Source organism: Acerihabitans sp. (genome assembly GCF_036398755.1).
Classification (GTDB): Bacteria; Pseudomonadota; Gammaproteobacteria; order Enterobacterales; family Enterobacteriaceae; genus Acerihabitans.
In genome coordinates, this window is the sequence record NZ_DASWOM010000066.1 from 1 (window position 1) to 21273 (window position 21273).

Below are 21273 nucleotides of genomic sequence, written 5' to 3' on the forward strand. Positions count from 1 at the left end.
AGGCTACCCCAGCGCCTTGGTGATTTTCTCAAACAAATCCCCGGACAGATTCGGTAACGCCTGCAACGTCGCCAACGCCTGGCGCATCAAGGCCTGGCGGGATTCATCGTAGCGCCGCAAACGGATCAACGGCTCGATAAGCCGGGACGCGACCTGGGGATTACGCGTATTCAGTTCGACCAGGATCTCGGCCAGGAACCGATAGCCGCTGCCGTCGGCGGCATGGAATGCCGATGGATTCCCGGCGCTGAACGCGCCGATCAACGCCCGGATGCGGTTAGGGTTGTTCAGACTGAAAGAGCGATGGGTCAGCAGGGATTTAACCTGCGCGAGCGCATCGCTCGCCGGACTGGTGGCCTGCAGGGTAAACCATTTATCCATCACCAGACCGTCATGATGCCAGCGCTCGTCAAACTCGGCCAGCAGCGTCGCCTGACAAGGCAGCTGCGCCGCCACGGCGGCGGACATTGCCGCCAGCGCATCGGTCATATTGTCCGACTCGTGATATTGCGCGGTGGTCAGCCTGATTGCCCGATCGTGATCGCCAAACGCCAGGTAGAACAGGCAAATATTACGCAGCGCGCGTTTGCCGATATCCTCATGCTCGACCCGGTAAACCGGCGTCCGGTTCGCCAGATAAACCGCCAGCAGCTCGTCGGCCAGCTCCGTCGCCAGACAGCGAATCAACGCCTCATGCACCTCATGGACAGCCGTCGGATCGATAACGCTGAATAATTCAGCCATCTCGTTTTCACTGGGCAGCGTCATGATCTGCGCCGCCAGCGCCGGGTCGAGGGCGGGATCGAGCAGCACGCCGCGGAAGGCGTCGGCCACATGCAGCGGCAGGGTCAGCGGCTGTCCCTGGCTCCAGCGCGCCACGCTCAGGCGAATATAGATAGACAACAGGCTCTGCGCGGCATCCCAACGGGAAAACTCATCGGTGGCAAACCGCATCAACAGGGTCAACTGCTGATCGCCGTACGGGTAATCAAGCTTCACCGGCGCGGAAAAACCGCGCAGCAGCGACGGGACCGGCAGCGACGGCACGTCGTCGAAAATAAAGGTCTGCACCGCGTCGGTAATATTCAGGACATTATCAACCGGCTGGTCGTGGCGGCGCAAGGGAATAACCCGGCCTTCGACATCGTAAAGTTCAATATCCAGCGGAATATGCAGCGGCAGTTTTTCGGCCTGGTCGGCGGTCGGCGGCGTCATCTGGCTGACGTGCAGCTGATATTGCCGCAGCTCGGGATTATAATCGTCGCGCACCGACAGCACCGGCGTGCCGGACTGGCTGTACCACCGGCGGAACTGGGCCAGGTCGATACCGGAAGCCTGTTCCATGGCGTCGACAAAATCATCGCAGGTGGCGGCGCTGCCGTCATGGCGCTCGACATAGAGCCGCATGCCGGCCTGGAACTTCTCTTCGCCCAACAGCGTATGCAGCATACGGATCACTTCCGCGCCCTTTTCATACACCGTCACGGTATAGAAGTTATTCATCTCGATAACCTTCTCGGGACGAATCGGATGGGCCATCGGGCTGGCATCCTCGGCAAACTGCGAGCCGCGCATCACGCGCACGTTGCCGATGCGGTTAACCGGCCGCGAGCCGAGATCGGCGCTGAACTCCTGGTCGCGAAACACCGTCAGCCCTTCCTTCAGGCTCAGTTGGAACCAATCCCGGCAGGTAATACGGTTACCGGTCCAGTTATGAAAATATTCATGGCCGATAACCCGCTCGATATTCAGGTAGTCAACATCGGTGGCGGTCTGCGCGCGCGCCAGCACATATTTGGAATTGAAGACATTCAAGCCTTTGTTTTCCATGGCGCCCATATTAAAGAAATCGACGGCGACAATCATGAAGATATCGAGATCGTATTCCAGGCCGAAACGGGTTTCATCCCAGCGCATCGACCGCTTCAGCGACGTCATGGCCCAGTCGGCGCGATCCAGGTTGCCGCGATCGACAAACAGCTCCAGCGCCACCTCCCGTCCGGAACGGGTGGTGAAACTGTCGCGCAGCACGTCAAAATCGCCGGCTACCAAGGCAAAGAGATAACAGGGTTTCGGGAACGGATCCTGCCAGACCACCCAATGACGGCCATCGGCCATATCGCCGCCGTCGATGCGGTTGCCGTTGGACAGCAAAAAAGGGTAGCGCGTCTTGTCGGCGATGATGCGGGTGGTAAAACGCGCCAGCACGTCCGGGCGATCCAGGTAATAGGTAATATGCCGGAAGCCTTCCGCCTCGCATTGCGTGCACAGGGCCTCGCCGGACAGGTACAACCCTTCCAGCGCCGAATTCTGCGCCGGATGGATGGCGTTTACGATGGTTAAGGTAAAGGCCCCGGGCAGTTGGTCAATCACCAGCAACGGTCCTTCCTGGCGGTAATGCGACCACGCCTGACCGTCGATGCTGACGTTGAGCAGTTGCAGGTCCTCGCCGTTTAGTATCAACGGCGCTCCCGCCTGCCCTTTGCGGACAACGTTGCTGATTGCCGTGACCGTAGTGGTCTCGGCGTTCAGATCGAATTCCAGGCTGATATCGGTGATGGTATAATCCGGCGCACGATAATCATGGCGGTATTTTGCTAGCGGCTGTTGAGTCATATTTAACCTTTTGGCATCGTCATTGATTTCTCTGTGATAAGTCTATTCCTGTTAAGACCATGTTGCCATTGTTAAGCGGCGAGGTCCGTTAAAATGCGCGCGCCGGTGAATGAAAAAAAAGCGAATATGCGGGGCCGCCGGCTTATATCCTGCCGATTCATCCCGGACGGCACGTTTAAGCCTCGACGTTACGACGCCATTTATGATTTGATGTGACTACACTTACAGAACAAGCCGGGTACACTTCAGTCGATTTGCCATTTATCCGACTGTATTTATGTGTCGTATAAGGATGCTGTAACGCGCCATGAATTTAGCCATTGACCCGATCTTAACGTCGATACTTGACACCGATGCCTACAAATTGCATATGCAGCAGGCGGTTTATCACCGTTATCATGATGTTACCGGCACCGCCGAGTTCCGCTGCCGGGGCGACGACATGTTGGGCGAATACGCCGCCGAGATTGGCGCGCAAATCGACCTGATGCGTAACCTGGCGCTGACCGACGAAGAATTCGTTTTTCTCTCCGGCCTGCCTTTTTTCCATCAGGATTATCTGGCGTGGCTGCGCGCGTTCCGGTTCGACCCGCGCCAGGTGCGGGTACGCAACCATAACGGCAAGCTCGATATCCGCATTACCGGCCCCTGGCGCGAGGTGATCCTGTGGGAAGTGCCGCTGCTGGCGGTCATCAGTGAAGTGATCCATCGCCGGCGCGCGCCTTGTGATGTCAGTGATATGGCGCTGACGCAGCTGCGGCAAAAGCTGCGTCATTTTCGCGACGCCAGCCGGGATATCGATATCTCACGTTTCAAACTCATGGATTTCGGTACCCGCCGGCGTTTTTCGCGCCAGGTCCAGTTCGATGTGGTCAGCGAACTGCAGCGGGACTTTCCCTATCTTATCGGCACCAGCAACTACGATCTGGCCCGGCGGCTGTCGTTAACGCCGGTGGGCACCCAGGCGCACGAGTGGTTTCAGGCCCATCAGCAGATAAGCCCGGTGCTGGCCAATAGCCAGCGCGCCGCGCTTGAGGCATGGCTTGATGAATACCCCGACCAGTTGGGCATTGCCCTGACCGATTGTATTACCATGGATGCGTTCCTGCGCGATTTCGGCGACCGGTTCGCCACGCGTTACCAAGGACTGCGCCATGATTCCGGCGATCCGGTGGAATGGGGTGAAAAGGCGATCGCCCATTACCGCAAGCTGGGTATCGATCCGCTGACCAAGACATTGGTATTTTCCGACAGCCTCGATTTCGATAAGGCGCTGGCGCTGTATCGTCATTTCTGGCAGCGGATAAACCTGGTGTTCGGTATCGGCACCCGGCTGACCTGTGATATCCCGGGGGTGAAGCCGCTGAATATCGTGATTAAGCTTACGGAATGCAACGGCAAGCCGGTGGCCAAGCTTTCCGACAGCCCCGGTAAAAGCATGTGCCAGGACAAGGCGTTTGTCCGCGCGCTGCGCAAGGCCTTCGATTTACCCTTGGTAAAAAAAGCCAGCTGATAAGCCGGTTCCCCACGCCGGAGGCCCGTCCGGCGCGCTAATTGCCGCCCCCTATGCTCATTACCCGGCGATTGTTTGCGCCCGCAGACAAAATCTGTGATTAAAATGATGATTTTCGCTTGTGTCATTCTGCCCGCCAAGTAACATATTACAGCTTTCGCCGCGGCGATAATGTTCAATCCCCCATCACAATGAGTTAAGAGAGTCATTTATGAGCGTAGTGCCTGTAGTCGACGTACTGCAAGGGCGCATACCGGCTGACAGTGAAGTCACTGTATATGGTTGGGTGCGTACCCGGAGAGATTCTAAAGCCGGTATCTCCTTTCTTGCCGTCTATGACGGTTCCTGCTTTGATCCTTTACAGGCTGTCATAAATAATAATCTGCCTAATTACAAGTCCGACATCCTGCGCCTGACCACCGGCTGTTCGGTGGCGGTCAGCGGCAGGGTTACCGAATCACTGGGCGGCGGCCAGCGCTTTGAGATCCAGGCGGACAAGGTGGAGGTGCTGGGCTGGGTGGATGACCCCGATACCTACCCGATGGCGGCGAAACGCCACAGCGTGGAGTACCTGCGTGAAGTGGCGCACCTGCGCCCGCGCACCAATATGATTGGCGCGGTGGCCAGGGTGCGCCATACGCTGGCGCAGGCTATTCACCGCTTTATGGATGAACGCGGTTTCTTCTGGCTTTCCACGCCGCTTATCACCGCGTCCGACGCCGAGGGCGCCGGTGAAATGTTCCGGGTTTCCACCCTGGATCTGGAAAACCTGCCGCGCACCCCGCAGGGCAAGGTTGACTATGAAGAAGACTTTTTCGGCAAGGAGGCTTTCCTGACCGTCTCCGGCCAGTTGAATGCCGAAACCTACGCCTGCGCGTTGTCTAAAGTGTATACCTTCGGCCCGACGTTCCGCGCCGAAAATTCCAATACCACGCGCCATCTGGCCGAGTTCTGGATGATGGAGCCGGAGGTGGCCTTCGCCAACCTGGACGATATCGCCGGCCTGGCGGAAGCGTTGCTGAAATATGTCTTCCAGGCAGTGCTCAACGAGCGCGCCGATGATATGAAATTTTTTGCCGAGCGCGTGGATAAGGAAGCCATTACCCGGCTGGAACATTTTATTGCATCTGATTTTGCCCAGGTGGATTATACCGAGGCGGTGAATATTTTAATCGCCTCCGGCCAAAGCTTTGAAAACCCGGTTTCCTGGGGCGTCGATTTGTCCTCTGAACATGAGCGTTATCTGGCGGAAAAACATTTTAAAGCGCCGGTGGTGGTTAAAAATTACCCTAAAGATATCAAGGCGTTCTACATGCGCCAGAACGACGACGGCAAAACCGTGGCGGCAATGGATGTCTTGGCGCCGGGGATCGGCGAAATCATCGGTGGTTCGCAGCGTGAAGAACGCCTGGATCGGCTAGACGAGCGTTTGGCGGAAATGGGCCTGAATAAAGAAGATTATTGGTGGTATCGCGATTTGCGCCGTTACGGCACCGTGCCGCATTCGGGTTTTGGACTGGGATTTGAGCGTTTGATCGTTTATGTCACAGGAATGCAAAATATTCGTGACGTAATTCCCTTTCCCAGAAGCCCGCGCAACGCCAACTTCTAAATTTCTTCTTAAAATATAAGAAAAACATATATATAAGATCCTGAGGCCAGCTATGCTGGCCTTTATCTTTTCAAAGTTTGAGTTCTCTCACAAAGTTCCGTGATATTTACATTTTGTAACACACGGTTTCCCGCTGAAACAGGATTGCGACCTTTGTAGCATTTTCCATGTGGATTAACAGGTCTACGAATGGAACACTGCGTGCAGACACAGGAAGACACCAAACTCTCAATAATGTTTCATCTAGAAATATTAGCGGCAGTGGCAGGTGTCCGAATAACACCAATGAGGGTAGTAATAATGATGAAGCGCAATCTTCTTGCAGTGGTAATTCCGGCCTTGTTGGCTGCTGGCGCGGCTAATGCGGCCGAAGTTTATAATAAAGACGGTAACAAACTGGATCTGTACGGTAAAGCTGTCGGCCTGCATTACTTCTCTAACGACAACGCTAACAGCTTTGCTGGCGACGGCGACAAGAGCTATGCCCGTCTTGGCTTTAAAGGCGAAACCCAGATTAACGACCAACTGACCGGTTACGGCCAGTGGGAATATCAGTTCAACGCCAACAATACCGAAGGCGGCACCGATGCACAGAAGGGTAATAAAACCCGTCTGGGCTTTGCCGGTCTGAAATTCGGCGACGCCGGTTCAATCGACTATGGCCGTAACTACGGCGTAGTATACGACGCCCTGGGCTGGACCGATATGCTGCCGGAATTCGGTGGTGATACCGCGTACAACGATAACTTCATGGTTGGCCGTACCACCGGCGTTGCCACTTACCGCAACACCAATTTCTTCGGTCTGGTCGACGGCCTGGATTTTGCCCTGCAATACCAGGGTAAAAATGAACGCGATGATTTCCAACGCGCTAACGGCGACGGCTACGGCGGTTCAGTTTCTTACGTATCCCCGATCGGCCTGGGCATCGTAGGCGCTTATGCCTCTTCCGACCGTACCGACGCGCAGAACGGTTCACCGATTGGCCAGGGCGACCGTGCCGAACAATGGGCAACGTCGGTTAAATATGACGCCAACAATATTTACCTGGCCGCCACCTACGGCGAAAACCGTAATGCCACGCCTATCACCGCGCCGATCACCACTGCCGGCGTAACCACCAATGTCGCCGGTTTTGCCAACAAAACCCAGGACATCCTGTTGGTTGCCCAGTATCAGTTTGATTTCGGCCTGCGTCCGTCCATCGCTTACGGTCAGTCCAAGGCGAAAGACGTTGAAGGCGGCATTGGCGACACTGATATCCTGAAATACTATGAAGTTGGCGCCACTTACTACTTCAATAAAAATATGTCCACCTATGTTGACTACATCATCAATAAAGTTGATGACAACAACAAGCTGGGCGCCGGTACCGACGACACCGTTGCACTGGGCCTGGTTTACCAGTTCTAAGTCGACGCATATCTCCCTGCGGCGTAGCGTTGCCGCAGCTCAAGATAAACAAGGCGGGGTGGCTACCCCGCTTTTTTTTGGGCATTTTTTGTCATTGCCGTTTCCCCTACCCTTTCTGATAATTTTCCCCGCGCCGTCACAGCGTTTTTTTACCCAGCCTGTTGGCAAAGCGTCCTTCTGGCGGTAACCTGTCAACACTCTACGCTCACCCTTAGTTACCTTCTGGAACCCTTTAAAATGTTTGAAACCATCCCACTGGCCGCCGCCGATCCCATCCTTGGTTTGCTGGATATTTTCCGCGCCGACAATCGCCTTAATAAAATCAATCTCGGCATCGGTGTTTATAAAGATGAAACCGGCCAGACCCCGGTGCTCACCAGCGTTAAAAAAGCCGAACAACTGCTGCTGGAAAACGAAGTCACCAAAAATTATCTCGGTATCGACGGCTTGCCGGCGTTTGCCCGCTGCACCCAAACGCTGCTGTTCGGCACGGACAGCGCGGTCATCGGCGCCGACCGCGCCCGCACCGCGCAAACCCCCGGCGGTACCGGCGGGCTGCGTGTCGCCGCGGATTTCCTGGCCAGCAATACCGCCACCCGGCGCGTATGGATAAGCACCCCCACCTGGCCGAACCATAAAAATATCTTCGCCGCGGTCGGCCTTGAAACCGCGGATTATGATTACTACGATGCGGTCAACCACAGGCTTGATTTTGACGGCATGCTGGCAAGCCTGGAGCACGCCCAGGCCGGCGATGTCGTGCTATTCCACGGTTGCTGCCATAACCCCACCGGCATCGACCCGACAGAGGCCCAATGGCGCACCCTGGCCGATCTGTCGCTCAGCAAAGGCTGGCTGCCGTTATTTGATTTCGCCTATCAGGGTTTTGCCCATGGGCTGGAAGAAGATGCGGCGGGCCTGCGTATCTTTGCCGCCAACCACGCGGAGATGATTATCGCCAGTTCTTATTCCAAGAATTTCGGGCTGTATAACGAACGCGTCGGCGCTTGTACCCTGGTCGGCGCCGATGCCGGCACCGCCGACAAAATCTTCAGCCAGCTGAAGTCCTGCATCCGCGCCAACTACTCCAATCCGCCCGCCCACGGCGCCGCCATCGTCGCCACCATTTTAGGCAACGAGGCGCTGAAATCGTTGTGGGAGCAGGAGCTGACCGAAATGCGCCAGCGCATACGGCGCATGCGCCAGCTGTTCGTTAACACCCTGCGGGAAAAAGGCGCGCAGCAGGATTTCGAGTTTATCAATTCGCAAAACGGCATGTTCTCGTTCAGCGGCCTGACCAAAGAGCAGGTATTGCGGCTGCGCAGCGAGTTCGGCGTTTATGCGGTGAACTCCGGCCGGGTTAATGTGGCCGGCATGACCACCGACAATATGGCGCAACTGTGTGAAGCGATAGTGGCGGTACTCTGACGGAAGGCGGCGGGTTTATCAATCGTATCAGCCGCCTTTAGGGCGGCTTTTTTTATCGCAGAAAAGGGTTGGTCAGGCGTTCGTGGCCGAGAGTGGACATGGGTCCATGGCCCGGCAGAAAATCGATATCGTCGCCCAGGGGCAGCAGTTTGGTGCGTATGGAATTGATCAAATCCTGATGATTGCCGCGCGGGAAATCACTGCGGCCGACGCCGCCGTAAAACAGCACGTCGCCCATCAGGATAAAATGCGCGGCGGCGTTATAAAACACGATATGTCCGGGGGTATGGCCCGGGCAATGCAGGATGGCGAAACGCTCTTCGCCGACCAGCACCTCATCACCCTCCTCCAGCCAGCGATCCGGCGTCAGGGGCTGGCAATCGTCCAGACCGAACATGCGGCTTTGATCCGGCAGTCCCGCCAGCAAAAAAAGATCTTCGCGCTGCGGGCCGACGATGGGCACGCCAAAGTGCGCCGCAAGCTCGGCGGCAGCGCCGACATGGTCCAGATGGCCATGGGTCAGCAAAATTTGTTTAATCGTTACCGGTTTTTCCGCAACCGCCGCGATGAGCCTGTTCGCGTCGCCGCCGGGATCGACCAGCGCCGCTTCGCCGGTTTTTTCACACCATATCAGCGAGCAGTTCTGGCTGAAGGCGGTAACCGGGATAATGTGGTATTTCATAACGCTCCATAACTGTCTGTTTTCGCCCGGCACACCCGGCCCGAACCCGGCGATAGCAGACTCACCAGGCTCTTACCGGTCCGGTATCGATATGCACGAAGTTACTGCTGGGATAATACCCCACCCCGCCCATACGCATTTTCATCGCCGCTTTACGGATGTTGCTCAGCTGCACGCCCTGAATATGGAAATCCATCGCTTTGCCCAGCGTATGATAGCTGTGCTTGGCCACCCCGGAACTGCGCGCGCGCAGCTCATTGTTGGTGTCCACCGAACGATAGCCCGAAATCAACTGCACCGGTTTGGTGGTATCGAGCATCATTTGCAGGCGATAAATATGCTCAAACAAGCGCGGGTCGATAGTCGTAACCTTATTAGCGCGGTAATCACGGAAAAAATGATTCAGGCGCGACAGCTCGGAGGCATTATACCCCTTGCCGTTAAAAAATTCGGTTTTTAACGTTTCGCCGGTATTCAGATTATTCAGCGAAAGGATTCGGGGCCGGGGCGTGGAAAGCATGGCAAAAGAAGTGCTGGGCAGCATGGCGATGCCCATAGCGGCACAGCTTAACGTCAAGAGTTTGCGGCGGTGATGATTTATATGATCCATGAGCGAAATAACCAATCGGCATAAGGAAACGAACGAATTGCACATAAGCGCACCGTCGGGAACCATAACCGCAGTTATTAGCGCAGTCAACCCACGCTTTGTCAAGGTTTGCAAAGGCTCACAGATTAAGCGGCCGGAGCCGAGTCGCTCCGGCTATAAATAATTCTCATTCGTTCAGCGGGTTATTGCAGCAGCCGCTGCGCATTGGCCAGGCTTTTAACCCCTACTTTTATAGTGGAATCATAATTGTAAATATCTGTACGAAATTGTGGCTTGCCGTCATCCGCCACCCAGGCGGTAAGATAAAACAGATTCACCGGTATTTGATGGCGGATCGGCACATAGGTGGTATTGCCTTCTTTCAGCGTGGCGCTCACCCGCGTATCGCCCCAGCCGGCATCTTGCAAAAGCATGTTGGCCAGGTCCGACGCCTTGTTCACCCGCACGCAGCCGGAGCTCAGGGCGCGCATATCGCTCAGGAACAGATTATGGTTCGGCGTATCGTGCAAATAGATGGCGTCCGAACTGGGCATATTGAATTTATACCGCCCCAGCGCGTTGTTGGCGCCCGGATTCTGGCGCAGCCGGAACGGGAAATGCGAAGGGGATATCATGCCCCAGTCCAGAGTGCCGGGGTCGATGGCCTCGGCATCGCTGCTCCAGCCCGATAGGACGGTAAAGCCGTTACGCTGCAGGTAACCCGGATCGCGCATCGCCTTGGGCACGATATCCTGGCGCACCAGGGAGGTGGGGACATTCCACGGCGGGTTAAGCACCACACTGCTGAGCGCGCTGCGCATCAGCGGGGTTTTGCGGCTTGGCCGGCCGACGATAACCCGGGATGCCAATACCTGGGCGCCCTGTTGATAATAGACCAGAGAAAAATTAGGGATATTAACCTGGATACCGGTATTGACACGGTTGTTCAGCAGCCGCAGCCGCTGGATATTCAGTGCCAGAAGCGTCACCCGGGTTTGCGGCGATACATTCAGCCAATCCCGCGTCTGGCGGCCGATAACGCCGTCCGCCGTCAATCCTTGCCAGCTTTGAAAGCGCTTGACCGCCTCCACCAGATCGGGCGAGAAGACTTTGTCCTGCGGGTCGACCGTCGCCACCACGGCCGGATCGGACGTGGAGGCGGAAGGCGCCAGGGAATCAGCCGCCGGACTCACCACTACCGACTGCTGGGCGGCAGATACCGGCGGCGCGGTACGCGCGTCCGCCGGCATATTGTCGGCGGTGGGCAGCGGCGTGGCCGCCGCCGGCATGATCATGCCGCTACGGTGCAGGATTTCGCGCAGCGCCGGGATGTCGTCGCTCAGTTGCCCTGGACGCAGGCTTTCACTGCCGTTGAGCTGCGGCCAGGGATGATTATCGGTCAGCATGGTTTTCAGCGCCAGGTGCATCTTGGGGTACTGGGGATGCTGCGGCGCCAGCCCGGCGACAAAACGCCCGATGCCGCCATCATTTATCGCGTGCTGCCAATGTTCCACCGCCAGTGCCGGCGGCGGCGCCAGGCGATAAGGCGTGCCGTTGTAGAGCCAGACTTCGCCGTTTTGCTCAACGCCGGTAACGAATTGCAGGTAGCCGAGCATGGCGTCGGACAGGATAATGTCGCGCGCCATCGGGCTGATATCGGGATTGGTCAGCCATTGCGCCCAGGTGATGAACTGCGGCTGAACCCCGGACAGCGCCAGTTCGGCCAGTTGCTGCTGGAACTGCTGGATGGCGTCGCGATCCTGCCACATGGGCTGATTGTGCCGGGCGGCATAGAGCGCGGTCAGTTGAGCGGCATAATAGGGCTTGACGCCGGCGGGCAGCACCGCCGCCAATGCGGCGCTGCTGTGCCCCAGCGTCTTGGTATCCGGCATGATGGGGGCGGTGGCCACCTGGGCGCGGGCGGCCATCAGCGGTAACAGGCTTGATGCCAGCAGGCAAGCGAGAAGCCCACGTCGCCATAAAACATAATTGGTGAGTAACATCCCATGTCCCCTGTATGCAGAATTGTTAATTATTATCGTGTTATTATTTACACTCAACTTTACCTTATTAGTATATAAGCAGAAAGCCAACTCTGCGCTGTCCGTATGTGGCTTAATGTGTAATCGTTTATGCGCTTCGCCGCGCTTGCGCCCGGCGGGTTAAAGGAAGAGCGTCCCAGGGCATGCCAGGTATGCCGGCGCCGGCCCCAGGGCAGACGTGTTCAAGGGAGCGCCGTTTCCACTCAGGAGGCTTCCTGCGTCGCGATTTCCGCCGGCATCGCAGGGATTTCGCCGCCAAAGCCGCGCAGGCCCACCACATGCACATGCTCCTGATTATTAAACACCTTGCGCACCAATTTATAGGTGGTGCCTTTTTCCGGGCTGATATTTTCCGGCGCGGCGATAATCAGCTGCATCTGCAACCGGTCGCACAGCTCAAACAGCGTGGCGATGGACTTGGCGTCAAGGCGCGCCGCCTCATCCAGGAATAACAGGCGACAGGGCGAGATGTCCTTGCCGCGCAAACGGCTGGACTCTTCCTCCCAGCTCTGCACCACCATCACCAGGATCGACATACCGGTACCGATAGCCTCGCCGGTGGAAAGCGCCCCGCTCTCCGCCCGCAGCCAGCCGTCGGCGCCACGGTTGACCTCCACTTCCATTTCCAGATAGTTGCGGTAGTCCAGCAACTCCTCGCCAATGGTCTGCGGCGTCCGCTGCCCCATGTCGATCTGTGGATTCAGGCGCTGGTACAGTTTTGCCAGCGCCTCGGAGAAGGTCAGCCGGTTGCTGCTGAATAAATCCTGATGCTGCTCCTGCTGCTCGCTCAATACGTCGAGCAGCGTGGCGTGAGCCTCGCGCACGTTCACGTTCAGCCGCACGCTTTTCACCTGGCCAAAGCTCACCGCCTGCAATCCCTGGTTAAGCATGCGGATACGGTTCTGTTCACGCTGGATGGTTTTACGGATGATGTTAGACACGCTTTTGGAACTGATGGCCAGCTTTTGCTCGCGGGCCGTCAGTTCCTCGGTCAGCCGGCTCAATTCGATTTCCATCTGTTCAATGGCGTCCACCGGGTCGTCGGTGCGGATGATATCCTGGCGGATACGCTCGCGCAGATGCTGGTAAACCGCGATGAAGAACTGGATTTTCCGCTCGGGCCGTTTGGGATCTTCCGAAAGCCGCAGCACATCGCGCAGATGTTCGTTATCCGCCACCGCCAGGCGCAGCGCGCCCAACGCCTTATCGGACATGGAACGCAGCTCCTCCGCCTCGAGGTAGGCCAGTTCGCGCCGGTGCAGCCGGCGCTCAACGCCGTTATCGCGCACCAAACGCATGACCGCGCACCAACCGGCCTTGGCGGTCACCACCTGCTCGCGCATCTGATGATAATCGCGCTCCAGCTTGTTCAGCTTTTTGCGCAGGGCCTCCATTTCCGTTTCACAGAAGGTCAGCTGTTTTTCCAGCTGATTGCGCCGGCCGCGGTTCTGGCTCAGGGCGGCGTGCAATTGATCGCGGCGCTCCCTGGCGCGGGCTTCGGCGCTGGCATCGGCCTGCACGCCGATATCCTGCAATTCCTGCGTCAGTTCAGCGAACATATCGCGTTTGGCGTCATAGGCGCTTTTCAGCGAGGCCAGCACCTGGTTAAGCTGGGTCAGCTGCGCCTGATGCTGGCGCAACGCGTCGCGCGCCCGACCGCGTTCGGCTTCCGCCTGCTCCAGCCGCCGGCGCAGTTTGTCGTTCAGATCCGAGTTTTCCGTCAGCATGCCGGCGGAATCGGAATAGCTGAAGTGGGCGCGGCGCTGCACTACTTCGGTCAAGGCAAACGCCTGCTGCTTAGCCTGGCGCTGCGCCTGCTGCGCCTGCTGGTAATCCGCCTGCAGTTGCTCATGCTGCTCGGGATCGCTTTGCAATACCGCGAGCAACGGCTCCAACTTATCAAGGTCGGCGCGGTGGCGCTGCAGATAACGCACCGCGTCCTGGGCGTCTTCCCAATCTTCGCGCACGGCGTCGAGGCGATCGGCCAGCGTATCGTCGCACAGCAGGCTGATGCGCGGGATCAGGCGGTTCAACAGCCCCAATCCCTCGCGCGCTTGTTCATATTGCTGGCGCTGCTGCTGGTTCTGTCCTTCATGATCGCCGAGCAGCCGCTCCAGCTCGCCGCGCCGGCTGACCAGGCGGCGGATTTCCGCTTCCGGATCGTCCTCAAACGCCACCGCCAGATGGGAACCGACAAAACGGCCGAACGCCTGATGCAGACGCTGGATTTTCTGCACATCAAACGACAGGGTGGCGTAGCGTTCCGCCAGGGCGTCGCGCTCTTCGTTCAGGATCTCCAGACGCTTCTCGCGCGCCGCGCGGCCGAACAGCGGCACCGCCGGAAAACGCGAATAACGCCACTGGCGATCGGCGACCTTCACCAATACCGCCCTTTCCAGCTCCTCGATGCCGAATACGCTATCGTCAAACGACTGCGGGTCGCCCTCGATCAGGTAAAGATCGTCCGGACACTCGTCCAGGCCGTCAAGCTGCTCGCGGATGCGCGACAGGTCCGGCACCACGATAGCGTGGCGCGACGGGCCGTACAGCGCCGAGAAATAGGGCGCGTCGTCAAAGGTGACATCATCGTAGATTTCCGATAACAGCACGCCGCCAAAACGTTCCGCCAGCGTGGCCAGGCGCGGATCCTCCCCGCCCCCCGGATGGCTCAGCCGCTCGATCTGATCTTCAAGCGCCCGTTTACGGCCCGCCACTTCATCGCGTTCGACGGTAGTCTCGCGCTCGCGTTCCAGCAGCTGCTGCATATACTCGGTAACCTGCGCGCCGCTCTCCAGGGTTTCGCCGCTTTGTTCCCCAAGCGCGGTCAACGCATCCTGCGCCGCCAGCCATACCGGCGCGCGCTGGGTCAACAATTGCAGCCGCGCCAGGATCTGATCGAGCTCCTGGCGCAAGGCCATGCGCCTCTCCCCTGACTCGGAGACGCTGACCGACAGCGTCTCCACCCGCGCTTCCAGCTCCTGGCGCGCTCCGTCCAGCTCGTCCGGCCGGTACTCGACGCCGATACGTTTACCGAATTCCGCCAGCAGGCGCTGGGCTTCCTGCTGTTCGCGCAGACGCTGCTCAAGTTCATCAAGCTGGCTGCGCAATGGCTGTAGCCGCTCGGCCTGATGCGAGAGCGACGCCGCGTCGCGCAGCAGCTCGCGGGCGGTCTGCCAGGCTTCGCTCCTGGCCACCTGGCCGGCGATTTGCGTCACCAGCGCAAAGGCATGCTCGAACTGGCCGTGCGCCGCCTGGGCCACGCTCAGCTTTTGTTCCAGTCCGAGCAGCACCTCGGTGGCTTCCTGTTCACGGGCCTGGAAGACGTCCAGCTCACGCCCGGCGTCATCGGCGCCAAGCCCCGGCAGCACGCAGAGTTCGCGCGCGCGTTCCAGCGCCTGCAATGCCTGCTGGTACTGAATGGCGCGCGTTTGCTGCACGTCAAGCGCCTGCTGGTAATCCGCCAGCTGGCTTTTCAGCTCGTCGACTTCCAGTTCGGCGGCCTCGGCGCGCGCCTCGACGTCCTGATGTCGGTCCTGGGCCTCGGCCACCACCTCGTTTTGCTCCTCAAGCCGGAAAGTCAGCTCGTCGATATCGTCGCGATAGCGGCTGATTTTTTCCTGCTGGCGCATGGCGGTCTGCACCAGGTTCAAATGATCGCTGGCCGCCTGGTAATCGGTTTCCAGATCCGCCTCGCTGCCGGTGGTCTCCTCCAGCTCGCGCGCCATGTCCACATGGCGGTATTGTTCCACCGCCAGCGATTTACGGCTGCCGAGCAGATCGCGCCGCAGGTTCAGCGCCTCGTCAAGGTGGATGCGCCGTTCGTTGGCATGGCGCATATAGTCGGCCGCCACGTAGGACGTGGCTTCCGAGATCAGATGCTTGAACAGATCGCGATCGGACTGGGTAACGCGTATCGCTTCAAGCGTCATGCGGTTTTCGCGCAGCGCCGCTTCCATATCCTGGAACGCCTTGCGCACCCCGCCGTTCTCCGGCAACAGGTAGTCGCGCAGCGAGCGGGTGATGGCGCTGGAAATACCGCCGTACAGCGAGGCCTCGATCAGGCGGTAATATTTGCTGCGATCGGCGGCCGAACGCAGGCGGCGCGGAATAACGCCTAAATCGAACATCTGGGCGTGATAGTCGGTAATGGAGTTAAACACCTTGAACTGTACGCCTTCGGTTTCCTCCACCCGCTCCTTGAGCTCCTGCAGGCTTAATACCCGCGCCTGGCGATCGCCTACCGCCTGGGTGAGGATCTGCGTGGGCATCACCGCCACCGGCAGCCCCTGGATCATAAAAGGCTTGATATCGACTTTGCGATCGCGTCCGGCGATTTGCTGCAAGCGCACGCCGACCAGCACCCGCTGGTGGCGGGAGTTGATGACATCAAGCGCGGCGTAGCAGACCCCGGCGCGCAGCTTGCCGTGCAGCCCCTTGTCGCGGGAGCCGCTGGTGGCGCCGGCTTCGGTGGTATTACGGAAATGGAGCAGCGTCAGGTCCGGGATCAGGGCGGTGATAAAGGCCGCCATGGTGGTGGACTTGCCGGCGCCGTTGCCGCCGGACAGGGTGGTCACCAACCCGTCCAAATCGAAGGTACGGGCAAAAAAACCGTTCCAGTTAACCAATGTCAGTGAGCGAAATTTACCACGTTCAATCATGCCAGTTCATCCTCGGCGCTTTCCGACGATCCGTCATTAAGATTGCCATCGTCGTCCTGTTCGTCATTTAGCGATAAGGCCTGTTCAATGGGCATCGCTTCCCCATCGCGGATCATGCGCAACTGCGCCTCGCGCGCATCATCACCGCTGCGTACATCGGCGCCGAAGCGAAATACCGACTCGGTAATGCGAAACTTCGAGGCATCGTTGCCCATAAACCACACCATGCCCAGCCGGCGCAGACGGTTAAGCGAGGTGCGCACCTTCTCCTGTAGCTTTTGCCGGTCGAGATCGGAGCCGGTGGAGCGCTGGTTGACCAGCTTCAGCAGCTTGTTTTCGTCCGCCAGGCCGAGCAGTTCATCATAGAGTTCCTGCTGGGTAAATATGCCTTCATGGGCCAGGCGTTCGGGACTGAGATACAGATAACAGAGAATTTTCCCCACCATCATATCCAGCTCGGACAACACCGAGCGCGGAATCAGCGTGGTGGAACGCGGGCGCAGGTAAAAAAAACCTTCCGGCGCGCGCACCAGCTCCACATTGTAGCGGCGATAAAAGCTCTCGAGCTCCTCCTGGAAATCCATCAGGAACGCATGGTTGTCCAACTCCTCGACGCCGATATGGCGCCCGGAGCGCAACAGGCTGTCGAGCGCCGGGAACAGGGAATTCGATAGGGCTTTTGCCAGCTTAACCGGCATGTTTTCTTCAATACTTATCGATGACATGGGCCTGTACCTTAGCACCGTAATCGTTGATTGCCTGCCAGTGCGGCGGTAATCCGGAAAAGTCCGATCCGGCGACACCCAGACGTACCGCCTGATCAACTAAAATACGCGCGACGTCGAAATGGCGCGCGCGCGGGAAACGCGCCAGGTAGTCACGCATAACCTGGCCAAGATCCAGCGGCAGATGCTGCTGTTTGTATTGCGCCAGCGCCTGGTCGATCATGGCGGTCAGCTGCTCGCGGATCTCGTTGAATTCTTCATATTCCATGTCCGGGGGCAGTTCGCCGGTCACCTCTTCGCTGCGCAGCGCCAGTTCCTCGTCGCGCATGTCCAGCAGACGATCGGCGTTGGCATAGGTCAGCGCCCAGGGATGGTCGAAGTAGTTCTGTACCGACTGGCGCAGCCGCTGGGCGAAGACCCGATTTTTATCCATATCGATGGCGGTGCGGATAAAACGGTGTACGTGGCGATCGTAACCGATCCACAGATCGATTGCCTGTTGTCCCCAACTGGTAATGCGGTCCAGCTTGTTTTGCAGATCAAACACCAGCTTGTCGATAAAGGTCAGCTGCTGATGGCCGAGGATCGCATCCTGGATGCGCAGCAGATTGGCCTGCAGCTTATCCCCCGCGGCCTCAAGGGTGTCCTGCAGTTCGCGCAGGGTGCCGGAGGTTTCCGACAGCAGGAGCTCGCAGTTGTTGATGGCGGCGCGCCAGTCCTGGTTGAGCAGGGCCGCGATGTCGTCCTTCACCGACTGCTGCTGTTCGTCCATGATGCGCTGGGTCATATCGATGCTATCGAAAATTTCCGCCACCGAATACTTCAGCGGGGCAAACACGTTGCGATGCCAGTGAAACTCATCGCCGTCCTCCTCCGCCGCCTCCGCCGCGCGCTGCAATTCTTGGGCGACAATGGATAATTGCACCGACAAACGCAGCGTGGAAAATTCGCGCTGGCGAATATAATAATCGCTGATGCCGATACCCAGCGGCGTCAGGCGATAGATGGCGTTGCCGTCCGCCAGTTCGCTGACGAAGCGGTTGAGCAGGCGCTGGCGCACCAGATCGTTGATGGCGTTATTGGCGCGCACCGCCACCGTTTCGCTGGTCTGTTCAAACCCCTGGCTGACGTGGCGAAAGGCGTCCACCAAATCGACCTCGCTCATCTCACCGTCCATGCGCTCGCTGTTGAGCGTGGCGATGGCCAGCACAAACGCCAGCCGTTCGATGGGCAGCGCCAGCGAGAAGTCATTTTTCCGGGCCCAGGCGACCAGCTCCGGTACAGTCTGGGAAAATTCACTCATAATTCATCCTTCAGGGAGGGTTTATGCGCCATGACGTGGATGTAGCGCCCCATGCTGATAAAGGGTTCCTGCCGGCAATACAGTTGTTCCATCGCCAATAAGGCAGGAAAATCATCCTGTTGCTGCTGCTTGTTTTGCAGATAGTCATGAAACACCCGCACGCCGCTTTTGCCGCTGAGCGTCATGCCCATCCCGGCCAGCCAGCCGAACACCTGCTCAGGATCGCAGGGATGGTCCGGCATCAGCGAGCGCTTTTTGCGTTTCGGCATCCCGGCGGCGACAAACTCAATATTGCCCAGGATCATATTACGCATGACCAGACCGTGCTTATTGTAAAACATTAACGACAGAGCGCCACCCGGCGCCAGGCAATCATACAGCCCCTGCAACAACGCGCGCGGTTCGCTTACCCATTCCAATACCGCATGCAACAATATCAGATCGGCCGGCCTTTCCAAATGGGGCGCGATATCCTGCGCGGCGCCTTGCACGAATTGCATGTTATCCATCACATTGTGCTCTAGCGCCGCTTGGCGCGCCCGTTCAATCATGCCGGCCGACAGATCGCACAGCAACACCCGGTGTCCCAGGGCCGCCAACTGGCAGGCCATGCGGCCTTCACCGCCGCCGGCGTCGAGGATATACAGCGGGCGCGGGGGCAGCCGTGCCAGCAATCCCTGCAAATCCCGCCAGACCACCGCCTGACGGATATGCCCTTTGGTGGTGCCGTAAATATTGCGGGCAAATTTTTCGGCAATATCGTCAAAATTGCGGTCCTGCATAATCAATGCTCCGGCACAGCGGACGGGAAAGGTGTTTTTACCATAAACCCGCCGTGAATTGACTATTTTGTCACAGGCTGACTTAGAATGAATCTTTATGGCGCCGGATCGCGCCTGGTTGACCATATTTCATCCAACTGGAGCGTTTTCCGATGCTTTTTACGCTTAAAAAAATCGTCGGCGGGTTATTACTGCCGCTGCCGCTGCTGATGTTGCTTATGGCCGCCGGGCTGCTGCTGCTCTGGCTGACGCGCTGGCAGCGTACCGGTAAGGGCCTGGTGACCCTGGGCTGGCTGGCGTTGCTGCTGTTAAGCCTGCAACCGGTGGCCGATCGGCTGCTGGCGCCGCTGGAGGCGGCCTATCCCACCTATCGCGGCCAACTGCCGGGCATCGGTTATGTCGTGGTGCTGGGCGGCGGCTACACCTTTAATCCGTTATGGGCGCCCAGCTCCAATCTGATTAATAACAGCCTGCCGCGCGTGGCCGAAGGCATTCGCCTTTATCGCGCCAACCCCGGCGCCAAACTGGTGTTTACCGGCGCGGCGGCGCCGGGCAACCCGGTCAGTAGCGCGAGTACCGCCTCGGGAGTAGCGCAAAGCCTCGGCGTGCCGGCGGGAGATATTATTGTTCTGGCGGCGCCGCGCGATACCCGGCAAGAAGCGCAAAGCGTGGCGGCGCTGGTAGGCAAAACGCCATTTTTGCTGGTAACGTCGGCCAATCATATGCCGCGCGCCATGGGCTTTTTCCGGGCGCAGGGGCTGACGCCCATCCCCGCCCCGGCCAACCAGATGGCTATCAACAGTCCGTTGAATGTGTGGGAGAAAGTCCTGCCATCCCCGCTGTGGCTGGGGCATGCCGACCGCGCCTGGTATGAAACGCTGGGGCGCGCCTGGCAAAAGCTCACCGGCGGCGCGACGCACGCCGACCCGTCGCCTTAAGCGCGTCGACGATCGGCCGTGACGTGGATCGCGCCGACGCTTATCGCCGGCGCAAGCCCGACTAATCCAGCCAGGGTATCAGCTCCCGGCCCGCCAGATCGAAGACCGAGCGGTCCAGCAGCCCGGTGTGTATATAGCGCGCCGCCGCTTCCCAGATTCCGTATAACCAGCGCCGGTAAAGGAAGGCATCGGGCACCGGCGCCTTATTCAGGTAATGGTAGAGCAGATCGGTGGCCATGCCCTCTTCGCACAGGCGGAACAGATCGTACTCGCGCGGCGCCCACAGCATGGTGCCGGGGTTGAGCATGGCGAGCAATTGATCGGTCCGCTGGTCCTTGAGCATGCTGCGCAGCGTCAGGTTGCCGTGCACCAGCACGCAGTTTTCCTGGTAATCGGCAAACAATCTTTCGCGGCTCTGGCGGGTGCGGAACAGCAGGTTGCGATCTTCATAGGTCAGCAGCGGCGCGGAGACTTTTAGCAGCGTGGACCAAATGACCTCGATGCGTTGCGCATACCAGTTGGGCCAGGTATTTTCCTGTGTGCTGTCAACGGTGCCGACATAACCATGGCTGTCGATACGGTGCCAGGCCAGCATACTTTCGACAATGTGATCTTTAAGCAACCCCCAGCGCTGCGGCGTGCGGGTTGGCGCTTCCGCCGACACGCCGCGCAGGCGTTCCATCAGCAGCAGTTCCTTATACGGCGCCTGCTGCGTCACCACCAGGCCGTAGACCGTGGGCAACCGCACCTCGCCCTCGCGGGCCAGCATGGAGAGCTTGTACGCCTCCTGCTGCGCGATGCCTTGGCAGATATAGCTTTTAGCCAGCAATGAAAGCGGATGTCCTTCCTTATCATACATAGCATAAAGATGCGCATAAGGCTGCTCGCTGATCCGCTCCAGACGGCTCAGGGATTCCCCCAGTACTGCGCTTAACTCGGCTTTCAACTGTTCCATAACAGACTTAACCTTTA

General features: G+C 58.5%; 14 protein-coding genes. 5 read left to right on the forward strand and 9 right to left on the reverse strand.

What is annotated here, in order from left to right:
- Nucleotides 1–3: 3 nt before the first annotated feature.
- A complete protein-coding gene (pepN, locus tag VGC33_RS11085) occupies nucleotides 4–2616 on the reverse strand; it encodes an aminopeptidase N (RefSeq protein ID WP_331120814.1) in 2613 nt (870 codons plus the stop codon).
- Nucleotides 2617–2923: 307 nt separating this feature from the next.
- On the opposite strand from pepN, the gene pncB reads away from it, so the two are divergent.
- The 4 genes from pncB (at nucleotide 2924) to VGC33_RS11105 (ending at nucleotide 8582) form a co-directional block, all read left to right on the forward strand.
- Nucleotides 2924–4129 carry a nicotinate phosphoribosyltransferase gene (gene pncB, locus VGC33_RS11090; RefSeq protein ID WP_331120815.1) on the forward strand — a complete coding sequence of 402 codons (1206 nt, stop codon included), beginning with the start codon at nucleotides 2924–2926 and terminating at the stop codon, nucleotides 4127–4129.
- Nucleotides 4130–4340: 211 nt separating this feature from the next.
- Nucleotides 4341–5741 carry an asparagine--tRNA ligase gene (asnS, locus tag VGC33_RS11095; protein ID WP_331120816.1) on the forward strand — a complete coding sequence of 467 codons (1401 nt, stop codon included), beginning with the start codon at nucleotides 4341–4343 and terminating at the stop codon, nucleotides 5739–5741.
- Between the two features lie 300 nt (nucleotides 5742–6041).
- Complete coding sequence (gene ompF, locus VGC33_RS11100; RefSeq protein ID WP_331120832.1) at nucleotides 6042–7154, forward strand: porin OmpF; 1113 nt, start codon at nucleotides 6042–6044, stop codon at nucleotides 7152–7154.
- 237 nt (nucleotides 7155–7391) lie between these two features.
- On the forward strand, nucleotides 7392–8582 hold the full coding sequence (locus VGC33_RS11105; RefSeq protein WP_331120817.1) for an amino acid aminotransferase: 1191 nt from the start codon (nucleotides 7392–7394) through the stop codon (nucleotides 8580–8582).
- A gap of 52 nt (nucleotides 8583–8634) precedes the next feature.
- Here the strand turns inward: VGC33_RS11105 and VGC33_RS11110 are convergent, their stop codons facing one another.
- The 7 genes from VGC33_RS11110 to cmoM form a co-directional block, all read right to left on the reverse strand.
- A complete protein-coding gene (locus tag VGC33_RS11110) occupies nucleotides 8635–9264 on the reverse strand; it encodes an MBL fold metallo-hydrolase (protein ID WP_331120818.1) in 630 nt (209 codons plus the stop codon).
- 61 nt (nucleotides 9265–9325) lie between these two features.
- Nucleotides 9326–9874 (reverse strand): peptidoglycan L,D-endopeptidase MepK, encoded by a 549-nt coding sequence (mepK, locus tag VGC33_RS11115; RefSeq protein ID WP_331120819.1) that lies wholly within the window; start codon nucleotides 9872–9874, stop codon nucleotides 9326–9328.
- A 182-nt stretch (nucleotides 9875–10056) separates the two neighbouring features.
- A complete protein-coding gene (ldtD, locus tag VGC33_RS11120) occupies nucleotides 10057–11856 on the reverse strand; it encodes a L,D-transpeptidase LdtD (protein ID WP_414636920.1) in 1800 nt (599 codons plus the stop codon).
- Between the two features lie 242 nt (nucleotides 11857–12098).
- Nucleotides 12099–16553 (reverse strand): chromosome partition protein MukB, encoded by a 4455-nt coding sequence (gene mukB, locus VGC33_RS11125; RefSeq protein ID WP_331120820.1) that lies wholly within the window; start codon nucleotides 16551–16553, stop codon nucleotides 12099–12101.
- Nucleotides 16550–17278: a chromosome partition protein MukE gene (gene mukE, locus VGC33_RS11130; protein ID WP_331120821.1), complete on the reverse strand. Its 729-nt coding sequence runs from the start codon at nucleotides 17276–17278 to the stop codon at nucleotides 16550–16552. The genes mukB and mukE overlap by 4 nt, the downstream gene beginning before the upstream one ends.
- Entirely contained in the window at nucleotides 17259–18581 is a 1323-nt protein-coding gene (gene mukF / locus VGC33_RS11135) for a chromosome partition protein MukF (RefSeq protein ID WP_331120822.1), read from the reverse strand. The genes mukE and mukF overlap by 20 nt, the downstream gene beginning before the upstream one ends.
- Nucleotides 18578–19363, reverse strand: a complete 786-nt coding sequence (gene cmoM / locus VGC33_RS11140; RefSeq protein WP_331120823.1) for a tRNA uridine 5-oxyacetic acid(34) methyltransferase CmoM — start codon at nucleotides 19361–19363, stop codon at nucleotides 18578–18580. The genes mukF and cmoM overlap by 4 nt, the downstream gene beginning before the upstream one ends.
- A 152-nt stretch (nucleotides 19364–19515) precedes the next feature.
- Here cmoM and elyC point away from each other — a divergent pair, with 152 nt between their 5' ends.
- Complete coding sequence (gene elyC, locus VGC33_RS11145; protein WP_331120824.1) at nucleotides 19516–20301, forward strand: envelope biogenesis factor ElyC; 786 nt, start codon at nucleotides 19516–19518, stop codon at nucleotides 20299–20301.
- A gap of 61 nt (nucleotides 20302–20362) precedes the next feature.
- On the opposite strand, the gene VGC33_RS11150 is transcribed toward elyC, so the two are convergent.
- Nucleotides 20363–21256: a YcbJ family phosphotransferase gene (locus tag VGC33_RS11150; protein WP_331120825.1), complete on the reverse strand. Its 894-nt coding sequence runs from the start codon at nucleotides 21254–21256 to the stop codon at nucleotides 20363–20365.
- Nucleotides 21257–21273: the final 17 nt, after the last annotated feature.